We start from the raw sequence: 19,620 nt of genomic DNA on the forward strand, positions 1-19,620 counted from the left end.
GCCGCCTTTTGGTGGTTCAGTTATTGACCAGCGTTATACCAGCGACCTGCCCGGGTTCAACGTCTGGACGCAGCCCCAACAGAGGCGCAACACGTCCGATCATTTCGGCAGCAACCGGAACAGCGGTCCAGCCAGCGGTGCGGCGTTCTTCGCGATAGGCCATCACCGATGGCTCATCCAATGTGACGATCAGGACATATTTGGGATCATGCGATGGAAAGATCGACGCGAAGGTGGCGATCACCTTGTCATCGTAATAGCCGCCGCGCGGTTTCGGTTTGTCGGCGGTGCCTGTTTTGCCCCCCACCGCATACCCCGGCACTTCGCCAAAGCTGGCGGTCCCGGTCTTGACCACCTTGCGCAGCATATGGCGCGCTGCATCCGCAGCTTGGCGCGACATCACCCGCGGGCCATATTGGGGTCCGGATTTTTTCAGGATAGTCGGGCTGACATAGTTTCCGCCATTGGCAATCGCCGCGTACCCGGCGGCCAAATGCATTGCCGTTGTCGAGATGCCGTGACCATATGAAATCGTCACGCTGCTCAGATCGGTCCAGCGTTCGGGCACCAGCGGCTGGCCACCAGATGCTTCGACGATCTCGACCGGGGTCGGGTCATACATACCCAACGATCCAAGAAACGCCTTCTGCCGTTTGGTTCCGATTTGCAGCGCCAGTCGTCCTGTACCCCGGTTCGAGCTTTTGACGATGATGTCGGAAACACTCAGCTTGCCATAGTTCTTATTTTGGAATTCACCGATCCTGTGGCCGCCGATCTTCATCGGCCCGGCCGTGTCGATAATCGTATCACGGTTCACCAGACCCAGATCCACAGCTTGCGCAGCCGCGAAAATCTTGAAAGTCGACCCCAGTTCGTAAACGCCCTGCACCGCCCGGTTGAACAGTGGGCTGACCGAAGGATCATCGCCTTCGGTTGGCGGACGCGGACGGTCATTGGGATCAAAATCCGGCAGGCTGACCATCGAGATGACTTCGCCGGTGTGCACATCCAGCAAGATCGATGTCGCGCCTTTGGCGTTCATCAGCTTCATGCCGCCCAAAAGCACACGTTCAGACGCGGCCTGAATGCTCAGATCCAGCGACAGCTCAAGCGGTTTGTTGCCATTTGCGGGATCGCGCAGGTAGTCGTCGAACTTCTTTTCGACACCTGCCACGCCGATCACTTCGGCAGATCGCACGCCTTCCTTGCCGAACCCTGCGCCGCCCAGAACATGGGCTGCGACCGGACCGTTCGGGTACAGCCGCATTTCGCGCGGGCCGAACAACAGGCCCGGATCGCCGATGTCATGCACGGCTTGCTTCTGTTCGGGACTGATCCGGCGTTTGACCCAGATGAATTTGCGCTTGCCGGTGAAATCCTTCAGCAATTCGGCCTCTTCCAGATCGGGGAAAATGGCGGCCAGGCCTTTTGCGGCGGCCTCGGCATCGACCATTTGAGGCGGCTGGGCATAAAGAGAGTGCGTTTCGAAGTTCGTGGCCAGAATCCGGCCATGGCGGTCGACGATATCAGCGCGTTGCGCCGCAATGGCTGCGCCATTGATCGTGGCAACGGGTTCGGCGGGTTCGGTGGTGGCCAAATGACCCATCCGGGCCCCAACCACCGTAAACGCACCAAAAAAGAAGACACCCAGAACCAACAGACGGCCCTCGGCACGGTTGCGCGCCTTGCCCTCCATCTCGACATGGCGTTTGCGGATGTTTTCGCGTTCGATCGCGTCCGGGTTTTCACCCTTGTCACGTGCCGGAAGAATACGGGCCAGAGGGCGCAGAGGGGTGCGGATCATGGGTTGCTCTCTTCTGACATGGTCGAGACATCCACAGGGTTTGTGATCGGTAGCAACTGTTCGTCGGGATAGCTGACTTCATCAATGCGACCGAACTGATCCGGGCGCAGCGGCAACAGACCCAAACGGTCGAAATTGATCTCGGACAGTTCCATCAAACGGTCGGGCCGGTTCAGATAGGCCCATTCAGCGCGCAGAACACTCAACCGAACCTGCGCCGCACCAATTTGACGATGCAGGTCTTTGGAGTCTTTCAGAACCTGTTGCGTGACATAGTTTTCCCGGTAGGCCCAGAACGCCATTCCAAAAACCGCAAGCGCAGTCAGAACATATACTATACTTCTCAACGCGTTACCTCCTTGAGTTGCGGCATGCCCAGGCTGCGGGCATCGACCTGCCCGGCAGGTGCATCGGTGCGCGCGGCCACCCTCAGGCGGGCGGATCGCGACCGGGGATTTTGCGCCAACTCATCGTCATCGGCACCCACGGCCTTGCGGGTGATCAAAGTGAACTGCGGCGGCTCTGCTTCGATCTCAGGCGCGTATCGGTTGGCGCGGCCAGTTTTGCCGGCGCGCGACTGCAAGAACCGTTTGACCATGCGATCCTCGATGGAATGAAAGGTCACAACGGCCAGCTTGCCGCCCGGTTTCAATGCGCGCTCGGCAGCCATCAGTCCCTGAAACAACTCTTCGTACTCGGCATTCACGGCAATACGCAGCGCCTGAAAGCTGCGGGTGGCCGGATGCGATTGCCCCGGCTTGGGGCGCGGCAGGCAGGATTCCACGACTCGGGCCAGTTGCAGTGTGGTTTCGATCGGTGCTTCGGCCCGCGTCCGAACAATCGCCTTGGCAATCCGGCGGCTGGCGCGTTCTTCGCCAAATGTGTACAGAATGTCTGCCAGAGCTGCTTCGGGCGCATTGTTCACGATGTCTGCCGCCGACAGCCCGGTTTGAGACATCCGCATGTCCAACGGTCCGTCCCGCATGAAAGAAAACCCGCGTTCGGCCCGGTCAAGCTGCATCGAGGACACGCCAAGATCCAGAACAACACCGTCCAGATCCTGCGCGTATTCGTCCATTTTCGAGAAAACGCCCAGTTGCATCACCAGCCGATCCCCATAGGCGGCCGCCCAGCCCTGTGCCATTTCAAAGGCCAGCGGGTCGCGATCAACGGCGATAACCTGATCGGCGCCCGCCTCAAGCAACCCCTTGGTATAGCCCCCTGCCCCAAAGGTGCCGTCCAACCAGACACCCGACACCGGGGCCACGGCCGCAAGCAACGGGCGCAACAATACGGGAATGTGCGAAGCGGGCGTGGAAGGCGCGTCGGCGTCACTCATGACCTTACCCGGCGCTATCATCATGAAGCCAACTCAACGGATCGAATTCGCCCTCGTCGTCATCATCCATGAAGGAGGCATCAATGTCAGCTTCTTTGGCGTCATAGACGTCTTTGTTCCAGATCTGGAAATACTCGCCCATACCCAACATCTGAATCAGGCCACCATCCTCACCCAGACCCAACTGGGCGCGGCGATCCTTGGGCATGACGATGCGACCATCCTTGTCGATCTCCATTTCCTGACTTTTCGACAGAAAGAAATGACTGATCGCCTTCTTTCTTTTCAGACCACGGGGCATTGCTTCGACCTGCGCCACGATCTCATCCATCGCCTTGGGCGTATAAGCCTCAAGATGATCTTTCAGATGTGATCCATAGACCAAATACATGCGGGTGGTTCGACCTGCGGGACGACTGGGATCATTTTCCTCAAGGACGCGGCGAAATTCGACCGGGATCGACATGCGACCCTTGCCGTCAATCTTCTGGCAAAATTCGCCCAGGAAGCTGGGTGATGCCACCGTCATGTCCTTTCCCGTCCCCACCAAGACCTGCCTTATAAAGGGAAAACGGCGGGTTGATCTGCTGCCACTGATCAACCCGCCGCCCTCGTCCCGCTGAGCGGGGGTGTCCAGTTGCGCGCGCCACCTGGGGGGATGTCTGCTTGCCCGCGCACCGGATCTCGTTTGTCTGATGAATTCGAGTTGCCTGTATGAAACCTGCTACTTTTCTTATCTTAGTTCGGGGTCTTTTTGCGCCCCTGTACTCGTCTTCATCCGATGAACAATGAATGCCATGGAATCTGATGGTACACAACAAAAAAATCATCGCTCAGCCTTACAGCAAGGTCAGATCCTGACTGAAATAGGAGCGAGAAATCTGAATTTTTCACAATGGAACACAACATATAGATTTTTTGTAGATCGCATACAGCCCATATGGACCACCCCACCAGAATCCAGAAAGTACCACAAGATTCAAAAAAAATTCCACCTACCCTGCAATCACCCCCTATATTCATGATTTGTTCTCATTTATCAAGAGAAAACCACCGAGATTCCATGAGACTCCAAGACGGTTCCACGAGATTCCAGAATGCGTCGGGCCATCCACGTCGCACCCGACACTCTCCCCGCCCAGTCATGACAGAAGAGCGTTATCAGGCGACCGATACACAGCGCACCACGCGGTAAGCTGGCGAGTCGCGGACAAGAAACACCAAGAGATCAAAGAGAAACGCTGCGTCTGGAATGCATATTTTACGAACTGTGGCATCATCGCCATGCCGATACTTCCATTCTGGGGGCACATTGCTGGCTTTGACCCCACCGAATTATGCCAAGTATCAAATTAAACAGGAAAAATCCGACCCGCTCGAATTTTGTGCAATCAATCTATGCACTTGCTGCATAGCAGCATTGACCGACGCACCCATTGTGCACTCGCAGCATTTCACTATTTTGATTGGCAAGCGAGGCCAAACAAACGGCCGCACACGAAGTAACAGGATACAGGCACATGGCTGCATCGACACATATCACTGCGCACCACGGTTCGGTCTTTGACCGCCTTCAGGCGGCGATTGACGGCTACAAGGTGTCTTTCGCGCGGTACCGGACCTTCCGGAACACGCTCAATGAAATGAGCTTGCTCAGCAATCGCGAACTGGCCGATCTGGGCCTGCATCGCTCTGAGCTACGCCGCGTCGCGCACCAGGCGGCATACGAGGCCAACTGACGGTCGTGGTAACGAAACAAAGGAATCAGGTCCTCTTCTCCTCCTCCCTTGAGGATCTGTTCTAAGCGGCGGCATCTTCCTCCTCCCTGATGTCGCCGCCCATAATACCGGTCTAAAGCCGGGCACGAACGCATCGGACTCCTCCTCCCTTTGTCCGGTGCTTACATGAGGCCGGTGACACCTTTCCTCCTCCCTGGTGTCACCGGTTTCAATTAACCGGCTTTTGGTCGGACACGAGATACACGGCGCGCGCTTCCTCCTCCCTGCGTTGCGTTTGTGGTAAGGCCAGCAGCACCTCTCCTCCTCCCTGGTGCTGCTGGCTTTCAGAAACACCCGGCACATGCCGGACCAGATTGCGCCGGGCGATTCTCCTCCTCCCTTCTCCTGGTGCGACACAAGAACGGCGGCACCCATCCTCCTCCCGGGTGCCGTCGTTTTTTTTTGTGTCTTGGGGATTGCATGATCTGACCTCACGCACCGACAAGCCCCCGCCCCTAGCAGCAAGACAGGACTTCGCCGCGGTGCTGATCGCGCGAGGTTACTTTGGATTTGTGGACGGGGTGGCCTTGGGATCAGCCAAGCGCACGGCCGAAACCGGTCGAAAGTCGCGCAGCTAAGAAAGCTGGCAACATACGACGCGTCACACCTTATCTGGTGAACGCTATACAACGGTATTTTTTTAAGAAAATCTGTCTGGAGCGGGCGGCGGGAATCGAACCCGCGTCATTAGCTTGGAAGGCTAAGGTCTTACCACTACACAACGCCCGCTCAACAGATTTATGTCCTATTTCATCGACCTTTTGACGTCAATACCGCCGCAGACAGTAAAGGCAAGAAAACCGAATTTCATCTTGTTGCTGCTCGCCCAACGATAGATGACGGGCGCTGAAACGCGGATGAAGCTTTGCCAAGTCCGTCAGTTGATTTCCGGTTCCGGCACTGGCGCACCAAAATCTGTGCGCAGAAAGTCAAAGTCGCACCCCTTGTCAGCCTGTTCGACATGTTGGGAATACATCCTGCCATATCCGCGCTCATAACGCGGCTCTGGTTCGCTCCAGGCGGTTTGACGCTCGGCCAGCTCGGCGTCGGACAGCCGCACATTCAGTCGACGATCCGGGATGTCGATTTCGATGATATCGCCGGTTTTGATCAGCGCGAGCGGACCACCGACGAAGGCCTCGGGCGCGACATGCAAGACGCACGCACCGTATGATGTGCCTGACATGCGCGCATCGTTCAGCCGGACCATATCCCGGTACCCTTGTTTCAACAGCGCCTTGGGCATCGGAATCATACCCCATTCAGGCATACCGGGGCCGCCCTTTGGTCCGGCATTGCGCAGAACCAAGACGTGGTCCGGGGTCATCGGGTAATCTTCGTCGTTGATGATCTCTTTCATCTCGGCATAGCTGTCAGCGACAATGGCCGGGCCCGCGTGTGTTTGGAATTTCGGGTCCATCGCAGCCGGTTTTATAACCGCCCCGTCCGGCGCAAGGTTGCCGCGCAGAACAGCAAGCGAACCCTCGTGATAGACCGGGTTCGACAGTGGGCGGATCACATCGTCGTTGAAATTCTGGGCGCTCTTGATGCCGTTTCCAAGGGGCAAACCGGTGACAGTGGTTGCGCTCAGGTCCAGCTTGTCGCCAAGCTCTTTCATCAAAGCAGGCAAGCCGCCGGCGTAATAGAAGTCTTCCATGAGATATTCGGTCCCGGACGGGCGGATGTTGGCAATCACGGGTGTTGTGCGTCCGATGGCGTCAAGATCTTCCAGCGTCAGAGGAACCCCCGCACGGCGCGCCATCGCGATCAGATGGATGACCGCGTTTGTTGAACAGCCTGTTGCCATGGCCACCGTCGCAGCGTTGCGGGTGCTTTGTGGTGTGATGATCCTGTCCGGGGTCAGATCCTCCCACACCATATCCACAATCCGCCGACCACATGCCGCTGCCATCCGTTTATGCGCTGCATCAGGGGCCGGAATCGAGGACGCTCCGGGAAGGGTCAGCCCAAAACCTTCGGCAATCGACATCATGGTACTGGCCGTGCCCATCGTCATGCAGGTGCCGTATGACCGCGCAATCCCGCCCTGCACGCCTTCCCATTGCTCTTTGCTGGCGTTTCCTGCGCGTCGTTCGTCCCAGTATTTCCAGACGTCGGTTCCAGACCCCAGTTTTTCGCCCGCGTAGTTGCCGCGCAACATGGCGCCGGCTGGCATGAAAATAAACGGCAGCCCCATGCTGACGGCCCCCATCACCAGAGCAGGAGTCGACTTGTCACACCCGCCCATCAGCACGACACCGTCTATTGGATGCGAGCGCAACGTTTCTTCGACCTCAAGCGCACCCATGTTGCGATAGAGCATTGAGGTTGGCTTCAGGAACTGCTCGGAAAAGGAATGCACCGGCATTTCGACAGGCATACCGCCCGATTGATAGACACCCTTTTTAACAAACTCGGCCCGATCTCTGAGATGATGGTGACACGGCGATAGATCGGACCATGTGTTGATGATCGCGATGACGGGCTTGCCCTCCCAGTCGGCACCATCCAGACCCATTTGCATGGCCCGGCTGCGATGCCCCATCGAACGCAGATCGTCCGGCGCAAACCAGCGGGCCGAACGGAGATCTTGGGGAGCTTTCGTCATTCGGAGTTCTCCTTGGAAAAAACATTTCCTGCACTGCCGCGTTCTTGGGAGTAGCGGTTTCAGCCTAAAGCAGGTTGCTCCGAATGGCGGCAAAAGGAAACAACTTTGGCATCAATTGTCACGAAGGGGATCTGTCGATGGTTTTCCGGTCAGCCGTCATGCGAGCTGATGGCATACTGCGACTTAGCCAACCACTCGGGGGACACTTCGACGCCCCAACCGGGGGCATCGGTCACTGTCGCATGTCCGTCGACGATCGCAAATGGATCGGTCACAAACAGCTTATCCTGCCATGGATAATAGTCGAGCCCCTCGATGGAAAACTCCAGGTATTTTCCTGCGTTGGGGATCGCGCGAAGCAGATGCATCGTAAACAAAGTGACCATCGATAGATTGGCGCAGTGCGGGGTGACCGGAATGCCCGCAGCTTGCGCCATCTTTGCCACGCGCAAGGTACGTGACATCCCGCCAAGGTAGCACACATCGGGCTGAATGATGTCCACAACCCGGCGATCAATCATGTCGCGCCAGCTGACCATCATGCAATCTTGTTCGCCCCCGGTGACATCAATGTCCAAGGCATCGGTCACCTGTTTGGTCTGGTCGAATTCCCAATAGGGACATGGCTCTTCAAAATGCGAAATCCCGTTGTCCTGTAAGATACGCCCAACTTCGATAGCGCGATCAGGTGAATAGCAGGAATTGGCATCGACAAGCAAAGCAACGTCGTCTCCCATCGCTTTGCGCATCGTCGGAATAATCTCTTCCGTTCGACCGGGCCATTCGTCGACGTCATGGCCAACTTCCGCGCCGATACGGAATTTGAACGCATCAAACCCCTTTTCATCCCGCAGGCGCACCAGCCGATCCGCTTCATCGTCTGGGGTTATGTCGCGCTTCATCGATGACCCATAGGCGCGAAATGTGCCGGGTGTTCCGCCGATCAGCGCACAAACCGGCTTGCCCTCGCGCTTGCCACCCATATCCCAAAGCGCGGTATCAACCCCTCCCATCGCGCGGCGCAGGTAAGACCCGGGAAACTTGTGTTCCCGGTCGCGGACCAGATCCAGAATTGCATCGATATCGCCTACGTCCTTGCCCAGCGCATAAGGCGCGACCTGGCGATGTATCACCTGCGCCGTTATGTCAGCATAATAGGGTGCCACCTGCCCCCACCCCTGCGCACCGTCTTCGGCTGTCACCCGGGTAAAACACACGAACTCGTCCGAAAATGTCTCGATAGATTTGATTTTCATATCTGTCTCCGGAGCCAAACTGAGGATCTGCGTGGGCATTGACGATACTGAAAATTGGACCATAAATAAGGTCCATTATGATGATTGTAGTGGTCCAATATATTCAAAGGACGCGATGAAAAAAACTGCGGGTGCCCTGTTGTCTTCGATCCGGATCGAACGCGGGTCAGACAAAAAAATCAGTGTTCAGCTTTATATGGCGATCCGCGAGATCATCCTGTCAGACGGTCTTGGGGCGGGCGACAGGTTGCCGGCCAGCAGAACCCTCGCCCGTGAAATCGGCGTGTCCCGCACAACTGTCATAGACGCAATCGACAGATTGATTGCCGAAGGCATGCTGGTGTCCAAGGTTGGTGCAGGAACCTTTGTCAGCGAAATTCTTGAGCATCAGAGGCCAGCAATTGTGCAGACCGCACAAACCGAAGCTGAGCGCGCAAAACCCCGATTATCGCACACCATAACGCACGCGTCCGAGTCATACGCCCAGCGCAGTTGGTTGCCGCACGAAACGCGGGCGTTTGTGACCGCCCTGCCCGCTTTGGATGCGTTTCCCAAAACGCACTGGGCGCGAATTTCGGCCCGGCATCTGCGTGGCGATACGGATGAGATCATGGGATATGGCGAGCCCCAAGGATACCACCGTCTGCGTCATGCCATTGCGGGCCACTTGAACGCCGTGCGCGGTATCAAATGTCGCCCCGAGCAAATCTTTGTCACGGGCGGCGCGCAGCAGGCCTTTTCGCTGATCGGCCGTGTTCTGCTGAACGCCGGTGACCGGGTTTGGTATGAAAACCCCGGTGCGGCCGGGGCAAGAAACGCGTTTGTCGCCTGCGGAGCCGTTCTGACCCCCGTACCAGTTGATCAGGACGGCATGAACATCGCGTGCGGATTGCGGCAAGCACCGCATTTTCGGCTGGCGTTTGTGACGCCGTCTCACCAACAGCCATTGGGTCACGTGATGTCCCTGACCCGGCGGCTTGAGTTGCTGGAAGCTGCAAATCAGGCGCAGGCCATCATTGTCGAAGATGATTATGACGGTGAATTTCACTTTGACGGGCGACCGCAGCCGCCGCTCAAAAGCATAGATACGCAGGATCGGGTCATCTATGTCGGGACGTTTTCGAAAACGCTGTTCCCATCTTTACGTCTGGGGTTCATGCTGGTTCCTGATAGTCTGGTCGGTGTCTTTGACAATGTGTTTGCGTCATGGATCAGCAGCCCGCCGACGTCGACCCAGGCCATTGTGGCGGACTTTATGGAAGAGGGCCAGTTTGCGACCCACATCCGGATGATGCGCCGCCTGTACCATGCCCGCTACAAGGTCTTGATGGAGGCCGGGGAAATGCTGCCCGACACCATCCGCCTGCAGGAAACAAACAGCGGCTTTCACACAACCGCCTATCTCGACTCAACAATTGACGAAACCGAAATTGCCGCCCAAGCTGACGCGCAGGGGGTGACTGTCGCCCCCTTGGGAAGGTATTGCCTAAGCCCGATTGCTCAAAAGGGGATCGTGCTTGGCTTTGGCAGCGCCAGCCCGGAAGACATCTGGGCAGGCATGACTGTTCTCAGCAACCTGCCTGCACTGGATAGAGGGTAGCCATCGGAAATTGGTCTGACAACAATTCGGTAATGGATATGCGATCCAGTCCAATGTCTTTCTACTGTTACAGGAAAAAGCATAATGAATCGGCGCAAACGCGCTGCAACACGGGAGAAATTCATGACACGAAATTTCAAGATTACCGGCCTTGTCGCCGCGATGATGCTGACGACAGCATCCTTCGCGCAGGCAGAAACGCTGCGCTTGTTGACCTGGGGATCCTACGCTCCGGAAGAACTGGTTCAGAAGTTCGAAGCGATGTACCCCGACATCAATGTCGAGGTGACGTTTTCCAACAACGAAGAAATGATTGCAAAGCTGCGCGCCACAGGTGGCGCCGGGTTTGATCTGGCTCAGCCCAGCCACGACCGCATTCACGCGGCCCAGCTGGAGTATGACATCTACAAGCCCATGGACCTGTCGATGATCGACACGTCTGTCATGGAAAGCTCGCACCTTGAGGGCGTGAAGGCGAACACCACCATTGATGGTGAAGTTTATGCCGTGCCGCACCAGTGGGGCACGTCGGGCCTGATGGCGAACAAGACGATGGCGCCCGACTTCAAAGGCTGGGGCGATCTTTGCGATCCGCAATATGCCGGAAAGACATCGATGCGCCTGAAGCGTACGATCCTTCTGGGCACTGCGTTCTCGATGGGCCATGACCCGTTTGCGGCTTATGCTGATCTGGACGAATACCAGTCGATACTTGATGAGGTGGCGGAAAAGCTGATCGCCTGTAAGGCCAACATCAAAGCCTATTGGAAGGGCGGCGATGATCTGTCAGCGATGATGCTGTCTGGCGAAATCGTTGCGTCTGAAACATGGGATTCGACCGCGTACAAATTGTATGGTCAGAACAAAGACATCGTGTTCGTGCCGCCAGAAACCGGCGCATTGGCATGGATCGATACGTTTGCCCTGCCGCGCAAGGGCAAAGCGGACGATGCAGCATATAAGTGGATCAACTTTGTGCTTCAGCCAGAAAATGTCACCATCATGTCCGGCAGCACCGGCGCGATTGCAGCTGTCAAGGGCGGGCTTGAACTGCTGCCCGAAGACAAGCGCAACGCTGTGACTGCGGCCTTTACTGCCGAGGATATCGCCAACCTCAAGTTCTTTGCCAACATCCCTCCGGGTGTGGAAGACATGGAAGGCAAGACGCTGGAGCGCATCAAAGCGGCGACCGGCGGCTAACCACCAATCTCAGGGGCGGCGCATTCGTCAGTGCGCCGCCCTTTTCCTGTCCTGACGGCTCCTTTTGGAATTGCGAATGACCAGCACCGACACACCTGATCTGGAATGCACAAATCTTTGCAAGGAATTCGGCAAGGTCCGTGCCGTTGACAACGTGTCATTCGAAATTCCCAAGGGATCTTTCTTTTCCATCCTCGGCCCGTCCGGGTGCGGCAAGACCACGCTGATGCGGATGATTGCAGGGTTTGAAGACCCGACATCGGGCAACATTGATATCAAGGGCAAATCGGTTCTGAACACGCCCCCCAACAAGCGCAACGTGAAGATGGTGTTTCAGCATCTCGCGCTTTTTCCGATGATGAACGTCTATGAAAACATCGCATACGGGCTGCGTTGCATCGGAATGGATAAGGCGCAGATCGACCAAAAGGTCCGGGACGTGCTGGACCGGATTGCGTTGCCAGACGTTGGCAACCGTGAGATTCATCAGTTGTCGGGCGGGCAAAAGCAGAGGATCGCGATTGCGCGGTGCATGGTCCTAGACCCCGATGTGCTTTTGCTGGACGAACCGTTGGGCGCGCTTGACCTGAAACTTCGCGAAGCCATGAAGATTGAGTTGAAGCTGCTTCAGCATCAGTTCAACACGACCTTCATCTACATCACCCATGATCAGTCCGAAGCGCTGGTGATGTCAGATCATGTGGCGATCATGAACGAAGGTCGTTTTGAACAGATCGGCAAACCAGAAGAGCTTTACCATGCGCCAAGGACCGCATTCGTCGCCGGGTTCGTCGGAGATTCAAACCGGTGGAGCGGCAAGGTCACCGGGTTGCAGGACGGGGTGGCAAAGGTAACGACAGATGCCGGGCTGACGATGCTGTGCCAAAAGCAAGACGGACGCGATGTGCGCGAAGGTCAAAGTGTAACTATCTATGTCCGGCCCGAGTTTATCACGGCGAGCCGATCCAAGGGTCAGGATACGCAGACCAGTGATCTGAACGCGATCCATGGCAAGGTTGACTCGGTCCTGTTTAACGGGGCCAACAGCCGCGTTCTGGTGCGCGGCCCTTCCGGAGAACTGATCGAGGCAGATGTTGTTGTCACCGGGTCGACAGATGATCTTCATGCCGGTGATGAGGTGAGGCTGAACTGGTCTGACCAGCAAACCATGTGTTTTGCCACATGACGGGTGGTGACGATGCAATCTGACATCCGGCGGCTGTCCTTGATCCTGCTGTTTGCGCCTTTCGCGCTATGGATCTTTTTGCTGATCGTCCTGCCTCACATCGGTATGATCGCTTTGTCCCTGAGAGAGAAAGTCGCGCCGCGTGTCTATGAGTTCGGCTTTGGTAACTATATCGATTTCATTCAGGAGCCGATCTATTGGAACACGCTGTTGCGCACCGGATCAATGTCCATTCTGGTGACGTTCCTTGCGCTGCTGATCGGGTTTCCGATTGCCTATTACATCGCCAAGATTGCCGGGCAGCGGTCCAAGGGCGCATTGTTCCTGCTGTGCCTTATCCCATTGTGGGTCAGTGACCTGATCCGCGCCTTTGGCTGGATCCTTTTGTTGCGGGAAACCGGCGTGGCGTCGACCTTTCTGCAATGGACAGGCGCCATCGATCAGCCGATCGAATTTCTATATAACGACATCACCGTGGTTGTTGGTCTGGTCTATACGGTCATCCTGTTCATGATTGTCCCGCTGGTGTCGACACTGGATGGCATGGACGATGCGATGGTCGAGGCAGGGTATAATCTGGGGGGCAGCGGATTCACCGTTCTGCGTCGCATCATCATCCCTTACGCTATGCCAGGTATCGTTTCGGGCTGCATCGTTGTCTTCATGCTGACAGCTGGCAGTTACCTGACGCCGATCCTGCTGGGCGGGAAGAACTCAAGCTGGTTCACAGAACAGATCTATGACCAGTTCATCACCCGCTTTAACTGGGAATCCGGGGCGGCGTTTGGTTTCCTGCTTCTCGCGTTCACATCCCTGGTTGTCTGGTTGGGGTTGCGGCTGACCGGTCAGACCTTGGCCAACACAGTGGCCAAAAGCTAGAAAGGGGGCGTCATGGCAAAATCAGCATCGAACAAAGCCTTCCTTCTTGGATACCGCTTGTACATCGTTGCCTTTTTCATCTTTCTGGCTGCCCCGCTTGTCGCGGCTGCCACCTTTGCGTTCAACGACAGCCTGTTTCCATCCCTTCCATGGCAGGGCTTCACGCTTGACTGGTTCTTCAATGACACCGAACCGAAACTGGGGATGTTCCATGATCGTCGTCTGTTGCGCGGCCTCTATTACTCGGCAATCATCGGGGTGATGGTCTCGGGACTGTCGGTCTTTGTCGGCACCACGAACGCTTTCCTGTTCGTGCGCGGGAATTTCCCGGCCAAGAACTTCTTTTATATCATTATGATCCTGCCTCTGGTCATCCCCGGCGTGATCCTTGGTATTTCCATTCTGGTGATGGCCAGCAACATTGCCAATGGGGTTGAAGACCGGTTCGATTATGAGCTTGAGTTCCTGCGACCCGGCATCTTGTTGGTCGTTTTGGGGCAGTTCTCATTTGTCACAACGATCACATCACTGGTGATCACCGCGCGGCTGAAAAAGTTCGACTATACGATGGAGGAAGCCGCGCTGAACCTTGGGGCCAGCCGAGCGCAGGTTCTACGGACTGTGACGTTGCCGTTTCTCAGGCCAGCGATGATTGCAGCGGGCATCGTAGCGTTTCTGGTCTCGTTCGAGAATTTCAATACGACGCTGTTTCTTGTCGGGTCCGAGTCACCTTTGACGATCACGATGTATGACCGGATGGCCAAGGTCGGCTCGACCCCGGTGCTGAATGCCGTGTCGTTCTTCCTGATCGTCGGGTCCGGCTTGCTTGCCCTGATTAGCGTTATTGTTCAGCGCAACGCTCCGGCAGACTGACCGGGGCGACATGACCCAGTATGATTTCATCATAGTTGGCGCAGGATCCGCGGGATGCGTGCTGGCAAACCGGTTAAGTGCGTCGGGAAAGTTCAAAGTGCTTTTGCTGGAAGCTGGCGGAAGCGATCTGAATTTCTGGATCTGGATGCCCATCGGCTATGGCAAGACGTTCTACAAACCCAGCGTCAACTGGATGTACGAAACCGAGCCCAATCCCGAACTGAACAACCGTGTTTCATACTGGCCGCGCGGCAAAGTCATGGGGGGATCCAGTTCGATCAACGCCATGGTGTATGTGCGGGGGCAACCGCAGGATTTCGACCAATGGCGTGACATGGGAAATCCGGGGTGGGGATGGTCTGAAGTGCTTCCCTACTTCAAGAAATCCGAATGCAATGATCGGGGCGCTGATGATTTTCGCGGCGGAAGCGGCCCGGTTCACGTCGCCACGCTGGACAAGTTTCTGCATCCGCTGTGCCAGACCTTCATCACCGCTGGCGAGCAGGTTCAGATCCCCCATAACCCTGACTTCAACGCAGGGTCGCAGGAAGGGATTGGCACCTATCAGAACACGGCCAAAGACGGCCTGCGCATGTCGACCGCGCGGGCCTATATTGGGCCAGCGTCTCGGCGCAAAAACCTGCGTGTCGAAAAGAACGCGCTGGCGACACGCATCCTGTTTGAAGATGGGCGCGCCGTGGGCGTCGCATATCGCCAGCGCGGCCAGGACAAACAGGCCTTTGCGTCCTGCGAAGTGATCGTGTCGTCCGGTGCGATCAATTCACCGCACCTGTTGCAGCTTTCCGGTATCGGCCCGGCAGCCCTATTGAAATCCAAAGGGATCGACGTCGTTTGCGACAGTCCCGGTGTCGGACAAAACCTGCAAGATCATCTGGGCCTTGATTTTCTGTATCGATCCCGAGTGCCCACGTTGAACGACCAATTGCATTCCTGGCGCGGGAAACTGTGGCAAGGGCTGCGCTATGTGCTGACGCGCGGCGGGCCATTATCTTTGGGCGTCAATCAGGGGGGCGGGTTTGTGCGATCCCGCCCCGGACTGTCCCGCCCCAACATGCAGCTTTTCTTTTCTCCGGTCAGTTACACCAAGGCGCCGCCCGGCAAACGCCCCCTGATGAATCCCGATCCGTTTTCAGGTTTCCTGCTTGGGATGCAGCCGATGCACCCGACAAGCCGCGGGCACCTGGCAATAAAGTCGGCAGACCCGTCGGTGCCACCAGAGATTCATCCCAACTACCTGTCGACCGATCTGGATAAACAGGAGATGATAGAAGGCTCAAAACTGCTTCGCAAACTGGCGGCTGCGCCCGCATTCGCAGATGTAATCGAAAGCGAAATTTCGCCCGGTATCGACGTGCAATCGGATGAAGCTTTTCTGGAGGATATCAGGCAACGTGTCGGCACAGTGTTTCACCCCATCGGCACATGCCACATGGGACCAGATGCCAGATCAGCCGTCGTAGATGCCGAGCTGCGTGTTCATGGGGTTGGCGGTTTGCGGGTTGTCGATGCTTCGGTCTTTCCAACGCTGACGTCCGGAAACACAAATGCGCCGGCAATCATGGTTGGCGAAAAAGGGGCTGACATGATCTTGTCCAGCTACGCGACGGGGACCTGATGGATATGTTCACAACGGACTTCAAGGAAACCCCATACTGGTGGGACCATGCCCCGCCCGAGCCAAAAGCCGATACCACGCTGCCAAAGCAGGTAGATGTCGCGATTGTCGGATCAGGCTATACTGGCCTGCACGCCGCCATTCAGACTGCAAAAGCAGGGCGTTCCACGCTTGTCATCGAAGCTGAAGCCGCCGGGTACGGTGCCAGCACACGCAACGGCGGTCAGGTGTCCACCTCGATCAAAGCGTCCCTGCCTCAGTTGACCAAAAAGTACGGCCCCCAGTTGGCGGCCGAAATACTGGGCGAAGGTCAGGCCTCGTTGACGTTCATCAAGCAGTTCATAGACGACGAAAAAGTTGACTGCGATTTTCAGGTTGTCGGGCGTTTTCACGGTGCGCATACACCAAAGCAGTATCAGCAGCTGGCCAATGGCCTTGGCGTCAATCGCGATGTCTTCTCGGATGACGCGTTTATCGTTCCTCGGTCAGATCAGCCCACGGAACTGGGAACAGAAGCGTACCATGGCGGTGTCGTCTTTCCGCATCACGCCAGCCTGCACCCTGCAAAATACCACAGAGGCTTGCTTGGAATCGCGCGCAACAACGGCGCGCAAATCGTAACCCATTGTCGCGTTCTGGATCTGGACCGTGATATCAGCGGGTTTCGCCTGAAAACCCAAATGGGCGAGGTGCGCGCCAAGCGCGTAATCCTTGCGACCAACGGCTATACCGGCCCGCTCAGCCCTTGGCAGCAACGCCGCATCATCCCGATTGGATCCTACATCATAGCGACCGAAGAACTGCCAAAAAGCGTGATGGACCGTCTGATGCCAACAGACCGCATTTTGTCTGACACCCGCAAGCTGGTGTATTATTATCGACCTTCGCCTGATCGCAAACGCATCCTGTTTGGCGGGCGGGTCTCATTGCAGGAAACTGACCCGTCGCGAACCGGCCCCAAACTGCATGCTGAGCTGGCGCGGCTGTTTCCCGAACTCGCTCAGACCAAGATCAGTCACAGCTGGTCGGGGTTTGTCGGATATACGTTCGATACGCTCATGCATGCCGGTAACGACGACGGTCTGTATTATGCGATGGGATATTGCGGGTCTGGCGTAGGGATGGCGAGCTATCTGGGAATGCGCATAGGCCAACAGGCAGCGGACAATCCGGCGGGTCTGACGGCGTTCAACAAGATCCCGTTTCCGACCCGGCCCCTTTATTTCGGAAATCCTTGGTTCCTGGCCCCATCTGTTCTTGCGTACCGCATCAGAGACCGGTTGGGAGTTTAGCGCGTTTTTGGAGCGTGCTGGGCGGACCATCTGACCAGCCCAAAGGAGTATACCTTGTTCGATAGCAACGCATGTGTGATCAATGCGAAAGACGCATCAGCCGAGGTAGCATGACCAACACACTGCATTCTCTCGACGACGTTGCGCAGGCCGTTCTGGCATCGCCCCGCACGGGACATCGACGTGTCGTGGCCTTGGCCGGGGCACCAGCCAGCGGCAAATCGACCCTTGCCAAAACGCTGGCCGGGATGTTGTGCGCAAAAGGATGCGCAACCCAGATCGTACCGATGGACGGTTTTCATCTGGACAACCAGATCTTAAGCGACCGGGGACTCCTGAACCGCAAAGGCGCGCCGGAGACATTTGATGCATTGGGGCTGGTTCACCTTGTATCGCGGCTTCAATCAAAGGCCGAGGTTTTTTATCCCACGTTCGACCGTGCCCGCGACATCGCATTGGCCGCTGCCGGCGTTGTCGATGCCAAATGTGATACGGTCATCGTCGAGGGAAACTATCTTCTCTATGATGCGCCGGTGTGGCGTGACTTGATGGGCCACTGGGATCTGTCGGTTTATCTGGACGTTCCCGAAGATACCTTGCGAGAACGACTGATCGCCCGTTGGCTGACACATGGGCTGTCACGGGATCAGGCCGAATTGCGTGCCGCTGAAAACGACCTGCCTAATGCCCGGTCCATATCTCAGCGCCGATTGCCGGCTGACATTATCCTTCGATCCGAAAGAACACTCTCTGATCGCTGAAGTCCCGACGCTTTTTCACAAACCGACAATCGACGCCACGAACCCCGATCAGTCTGAATACAACGCCTTCATCACCAGCCCCATAAACTCGGACACGGCGTCTTTTTCTATCCATCGAACAACCGCCACAAGATCAAGTGCGGGATCGACCCAGATCAGATTGGTTCCGACGCCCAGCCCAAAGAAACTGGTCGCGGATGCACCGGGAAACATTGCGGCGTCAGTGTTCAGCCACCACAGATACCCATACTGATTGTTCATGCCACAAGGGTTCCGGCAGGCTTTAACCCAGTCTTCGGACAGGATGCGGTTTCCGTTCCAGGTGCCATTGTTCATCATCAACTGCCCAACGCGCGCGTGATCCAGCGTGTTGATCCACAAACCGCCGCCCCAATGCGCACCACCCGACACCGATTGCATCCGCTTGCCGTCAACATCGATCCACGAGTTATCATAGCCATGCCATTCCCAAGTGTCTGATGCGCCGATGGGGTCCATGATGCGGTGTTTCAAAACCTCGGGCAGCGGTTGCTTGAACACCCGCAAAAGCGCCAGCGCCAACCGGTTCACCCGCACATCGTTGTATTCCCAATGGGAGCCCGGCGGACGCATGGTCCGCTGGACGCCTTTTTCGGCGCCGTTTCCATCGCCGATGACATTGCGGTTGTGATCAATCCAGTCCGGTTTGTCCCACAACGTCCCTTCCCATTCACTGGTCAATTGCAAAAGCTGGGCCCAGGTGATGTCTCGGTTCTGCTCGGACTCAAACCCGCCATCATCCACCAGAAGGCGGACTGGGTCATTGATGTCGGGGATCAGACCGTCGTCGACAGCGATCCCGGCGCATAACGCCAGATAGCTTTTGGATATGCTGAACGTCATATCGACCCGGTCGACATCGCCCCACGTTGTCACAATACGCCCGCCGCGCAGAATAACACCATTGGGTCCCTCACGGCTTTTGACAGGGCCAATCGTCTGGCCAATCGGCCAGGGTTCTTCGAAATGCCCTTCCCTTAACGCCGCGCCAATGTCGCGATCCATTTTTGACTCGTTCGCTATTGCGAATTGAACCGCTCGCTCCAAGCTGAGTTGATCAAACCCAGCGTCTTCAGGCGAGGACACGGGCCAGCCGGCCTTGCCAATCTCGTTTGTCATATCGCGGTCCTTTTGTTGCCCCATCGACGGAGGTTGCATGAAGCGCTGCACAGTCTTCAGACTAACGTCGTTTCGCCATGTCTTCGCAAACAATCTGCATGGCGGTGCCGGGCGCGTCCAGACTTGTCCGGACCAGACCCGTGACTTCGCAGCACATCAAAACTGACCTCACCACGGAAACCTTTGACGTTACGACAGAGACTTTGATGATCGTTGCGTTTGGGGCAAGACCCCCTACCCTGTCTAAATG

General features: G+C 56.6%; 16 protein-coding genes and 1 tRNA gene. 9 read left to right on the forward strand and 8 right to left on the reverse strand.

Annotated features, from left to right (window positions below; all coding sequences use genetic code 11):
* Positions 1 to 16: 16 nt before the first annotated feature.
* The 4 genes from FOY56_RS00935 to FOY56_RS00950 are packed head-to-tail and all read right to left on the reverse strand — an operon-like array spanning position 17 to position 3,672.
* A complete protein-coding gene (locus FOY56_RS00935) occupies positions 17 to 1,804 on the reverse strand; it encodes a peptidoglycan D,D-transpeptidase FtsI family protein (protein WP_146343908.1) in 1,788 nt (595 codons plus the stop codon).
* Entirely contained in the window at positions 1,801 to 2,151 is a 351-nt protein-coding gene (gene ftsL / locus FOY56_RS00940; protein WP_186766212.1) for a cell division protein FtsL, read from the reverse strand. Before ftsL ends, FOY56_RS00935 begins: the two co-directional genes overlap by 4 nt.
* Entirely contained in the window at positions 2,148 to 3,143 is a 996-nt protein-coding gene (gene rsmH / locus FOY56_RS00945; RefSeq protein WP_146343909.1) for a 16S rRNA (cytosine(1402)-N(4))-methyltransferase RsmH, read from the reverse strand. The genes ftsL and rsmH overlap by 4 nt, the downstream gene beginning before the upstream one ends.
* Positions 3,144 to 3,147: 4 nt before the next feature.
* Positions 3,148 to 3,672 (reverse strand): division/cell wall cluster transcriptional repressor MraZ, encoded by a 525-nt coding sequence (locus FOY56_RS00950; RefSeq protein WP_146343910.1) that lies wholly within the window; start codon positions 3,670 to 3,672, stop codon positions 3,148 to 3,150.
* 991 nt (positions 3,673 to 4,663) lie between these two features.
* On the opposite strand from FOY56_RS00950, the gene FOY56_RS00955 reads away from it, so the two are divergent.
* Positions 4,664 to 4,882: a DUF1127 domain-containing protein gene (locus FOY56_RS00955; protein ID WP_146343911.1), complete on the forward strand. Its 219-nt coding sequence runs from the start codon at positions 4,664 to 4,666 to the stop codon at positions 4,880 to 4,882.
* A gap of 694 nt (positions 4,883 to 5,576) precedes the next feature.
* On the opposite strand, the gene FOY56_RS00960 is transcribed toward FOY56_RS00955, so the two are convergent.
* The 3 genes from FOY56_RS00960 to FOY56_RS00970 form a co-directional block, all read right to left on the reverse strand.
* Positions 5,577 to 5,650 (reverse strand) — tRNA-Gly (locus FOY56_RS00960).
* Positions 5,651 to 5,798: 148 nt separating this feature from the next.
* Positions 5,799 to 7,529, reverse strand: coding sequence for an L-arabinonate dehydratase (araD, locus tag FOY56_RS00965; RefSeq protein WP_146343912.1), 1,731 nt, complete (start codon positions 7,527 to 7,529; stop codon positions 5,799 to 5,801).
* 149 nt (positions 7,530 to 7,678) lie between these two features.
* Positions 7,679 to 8,785 (reverse strand): mandelate racemase/muconate lactonizing enzyme family protein, encoded by a 1,107-nt coding sequence (locus FOY56_RS00970; RefSeq protein ID WP_146343913.1) that lies wholly within the window; start codon positions 8,783 to 8,785, stop codon positions 7,679 to 7,681.
* 115 nt (positions 8,786 to 8,900) lie between these two features.
* Between FOY56_RS00970 and pdxR the strand changes: the two genes are divergently transcribed.
* The 8 genes from pdxR to FOY56_RS01010 all read left to right on the forward strand — a co-directional run bounded on the left by pdxR (position 8,901) and on the right by FOY56_RS01010 (position 18,212).
* Entirely contained in the window at positions 8,901 to 10,385 is a 1,485-nt protein-coding gene (gene pdxR / locus FOY56_RS00975) for a MocR-like pyridoxine biosynthesis transcription factor PdxR (protein ID WP_146343914.1), read from the forward strand.
* Between the two features lie 123 nt (positions 10,386 to 10,508).
* Positions 10,509 to 11,585 carry an extracellular solute-binding protein gene (locus tag FOY56_RS00980; protein WP_146343915.1) on the forward strand — a complete coding sequence of 359 codons (1,077 nt, stop codon included), beginning with the start codon at positions 10,509 to 10,511 and terminating at the stop codon, positions 11,583 to 11,585.
* A 76-nt stretch (positions 11,586 to 11,661) separates the two neighbouring features.
* Positions 11,662 to 12,771 (forward strand): ABC transporter ATP-binding protein, encoded by a 1,110-nt coding sequence (locus FOY56_RS00985; protein WP_146343917.1) that lies wholly within the window; start codon positions 11,662 to 11,664, stop codon positions 12,769 to 12,771.
* 12 nt (positions 12,772 to 12,783) lie between these two features.
* Entirely contained in the window at positions 12,784 to 13,650 is an 867-nt protein-coding gene (locus tag FOY56_RS00990; RefSeq protein ID WP_146343919.1) for an ABC transporter permease, read from the forward strand.
* 12 nt (positions 13,651 to 13,662) lie between these two features.
* The gene (locus FOY56_RS00995; protein WP_146343921.1) at positions 13,663 to 14,523 is read left to right on the forward strand and encodes an ABC transporter permease; all 861 of its coding nucleotides are present in this window, start codon (positions 13,663 to 13,665) and stop codon (positions 14,521 to 14,523) included.
* Positions 14,524 to 14,533: 10 nt separating this feature from the next.
* Positions 14,534 to 16,159 carry a GMC family oxidoreductase gene (locus FOY56_RS01000; RefSeq protein WP_146343922.1) on the forward strand — a complete coding sequence of 542 codons (1,626 nt, stop codon included), beginning with the start codon at positions 14,534 to 14,536 and terminating at the stop codon, positions 16,157 to 16,159.
* Positions 16,159 to 17,451: an NAD(P)/FAD-dependent oxidoreductase gene (locus FOY56_RS01005; RefSeq protein WP_146343923.1), complete on the forward strand. Its 1,293-nt coding sequence runs from the start codon at positions 16,159 to 16,161 to the stop codon at positions 17,449 to 17,451. Before FOY56_RS01000 ends, FOY56_RS01005 begins: the two co-directional genes overlap by 1 nt.
* Before the next feature lie 110 nt (positions 17,452 to 17,561).
* Positions 17,562 to 18,212, forward strand: coding sequence for a nucleoside/nucleotide kinase family protein (locus FOY56_RS01010; protein ID WP_146343924.1), 651 nt, complete (start codon positions 17,562 to 17,564; stop codon positions 18,210 to 18,212).
* A gap of 48 nt (positions 18,213 to 18,260) precedes the next feature.
* On the opposite strand, the gene FOY56_RS01015 is transcribed toward FOY56_RS01010, so the two are convergent.
* Positions 18,261 to 19,370, reverse strand: coding sequence for a serine hydrolase domain-containing protein (locus FOY56_RS01015; protein ID WP_146343925.1), 1,110 nt, complete (start codon positions 19,368 to 19,370; stop codon positions 18,261 to 18,263).
* Between the last annotated feature and the right edge of the window lie 250 nt (positions 19,371 to 19,620).

The organism is Falsiphaeobacter marinintestinus (assembly GCF_007923355.1).
Taxonomy (GTDB): domain Bacteria; phylum Pseudomonadota; class Alphaproteobacteria; order Rhodobacterales; family Rhodobacteraceae; genus Phaeobacter_A; species Phaeobacter_A marinintestinus.

Excerpts from the sequence above, each read along its gene's own strand:
- FOY56_RS00955 (WP_146343911.1), top strand. The coding sequence starts at position 4,664 with ATGGCTGCATCGACACATATCACTGCGCACCACGGTTCGGTCTTTGAC.
- FOY56_RS01005 (WP_146343923.1), top strand. The coding sequence starts at position 16,159 with ATGGATATGTTCACAACGGACTTCAAGGAAACCCCATACTGGTGGGAC.
- FOY56_RS00995 (WP_146343921.1), top strand. The coding sequence starts at position 13,663 with ATGGCAAAATCAGCATCGAACAAAGCCTTCCTTCTTGGATACCGCTTG.
- FOY56_RS00935 (WP_146343908.1), bottom strand. The coding sequence starts at position 1,804 with ATGATCCGCACCCCTCTGCGCCCTCTGGCCCGTATTCTTCCGGCACGT.
- FOY56_RS00950 (WP_146343910.1), bottom strand. The coding sequence starts at position 3,672 with ATGACGGTGGCATCACCCAGCTTCCTGGGCGAATTTTGCCAGAAGATT.
- rsmH (WP_146343909.1), bottom strand. The coding sequence starts at position 3,143 with ATGAGTGACGCCGACGCGCCTTCCACGCCCGCTTCGCACATTCCCGTA.
- araD (WP_146343912.1), bottom strand. The coding sequence starts at position 7,529 with ATGACGAAAGCTCCCCAAGATCTCCGTTCGGCCCGCTGGTTTGCGCCG.
- FOY56_RS00990 (WP_146343919.1), top strand. The coding sequence starts at position 12,784 with ATGCAATCTGACATCCGGCGGCTGTCCTTGATCCTGCTGTTTGCGCCT.
- FOY56_RS01000 (WP_146343922.1), top strand. The coding sequence starts at position 14,534 with ATGACCCAGTATGATTTCATCATAGTTGGCGCAGGATCCGCGGGATGC.
- FOY56_RS00985 (WP_146343917.1), top strand. The coding sequence starts at position 11,662 with ATGACCAGCACCGACACACCTGATCTGGAATGCACAAATCTTTGCAAG.
- FOY56_RS01015 (WP_146343925.1), bottom strand. The coding sequence starts at position 19,370 with ATGACAAACGAGATTGGCAAGGCCGGCTGGCCCGTGTCCTCGCCTGAA.
- FOY56_RS00970 (WP_146343913.1), bottom strand. The coding sequence starts at position 8,785 with ATGAAAATCAAATCTATCGAGACATTTTCGGACGAGTTCGTGTGTTTT.
- pdxR (WP_146343914.1), top strand. The coding sequence starts at position 8,901 with ATGAAAAAAACTGCGGGTGCCCTGTTGTCTTCGATCCGGATCGAACGC.
- FOY56_RS00980 (WP_146343915.1), top strand. The coding sequence starts at position 10,509 with ATGACACGAAATTTCAAGATTACCGGCCTTGTCGCCGCGATGATGCTG.
- FOY56_RS01010 (WP_146343924.1), top strand. The coding sequence starts at position 17,562 with ATGACCAACACACTGCATTCTCTCGACGACGTTGCGCAGGCCGTTCTG.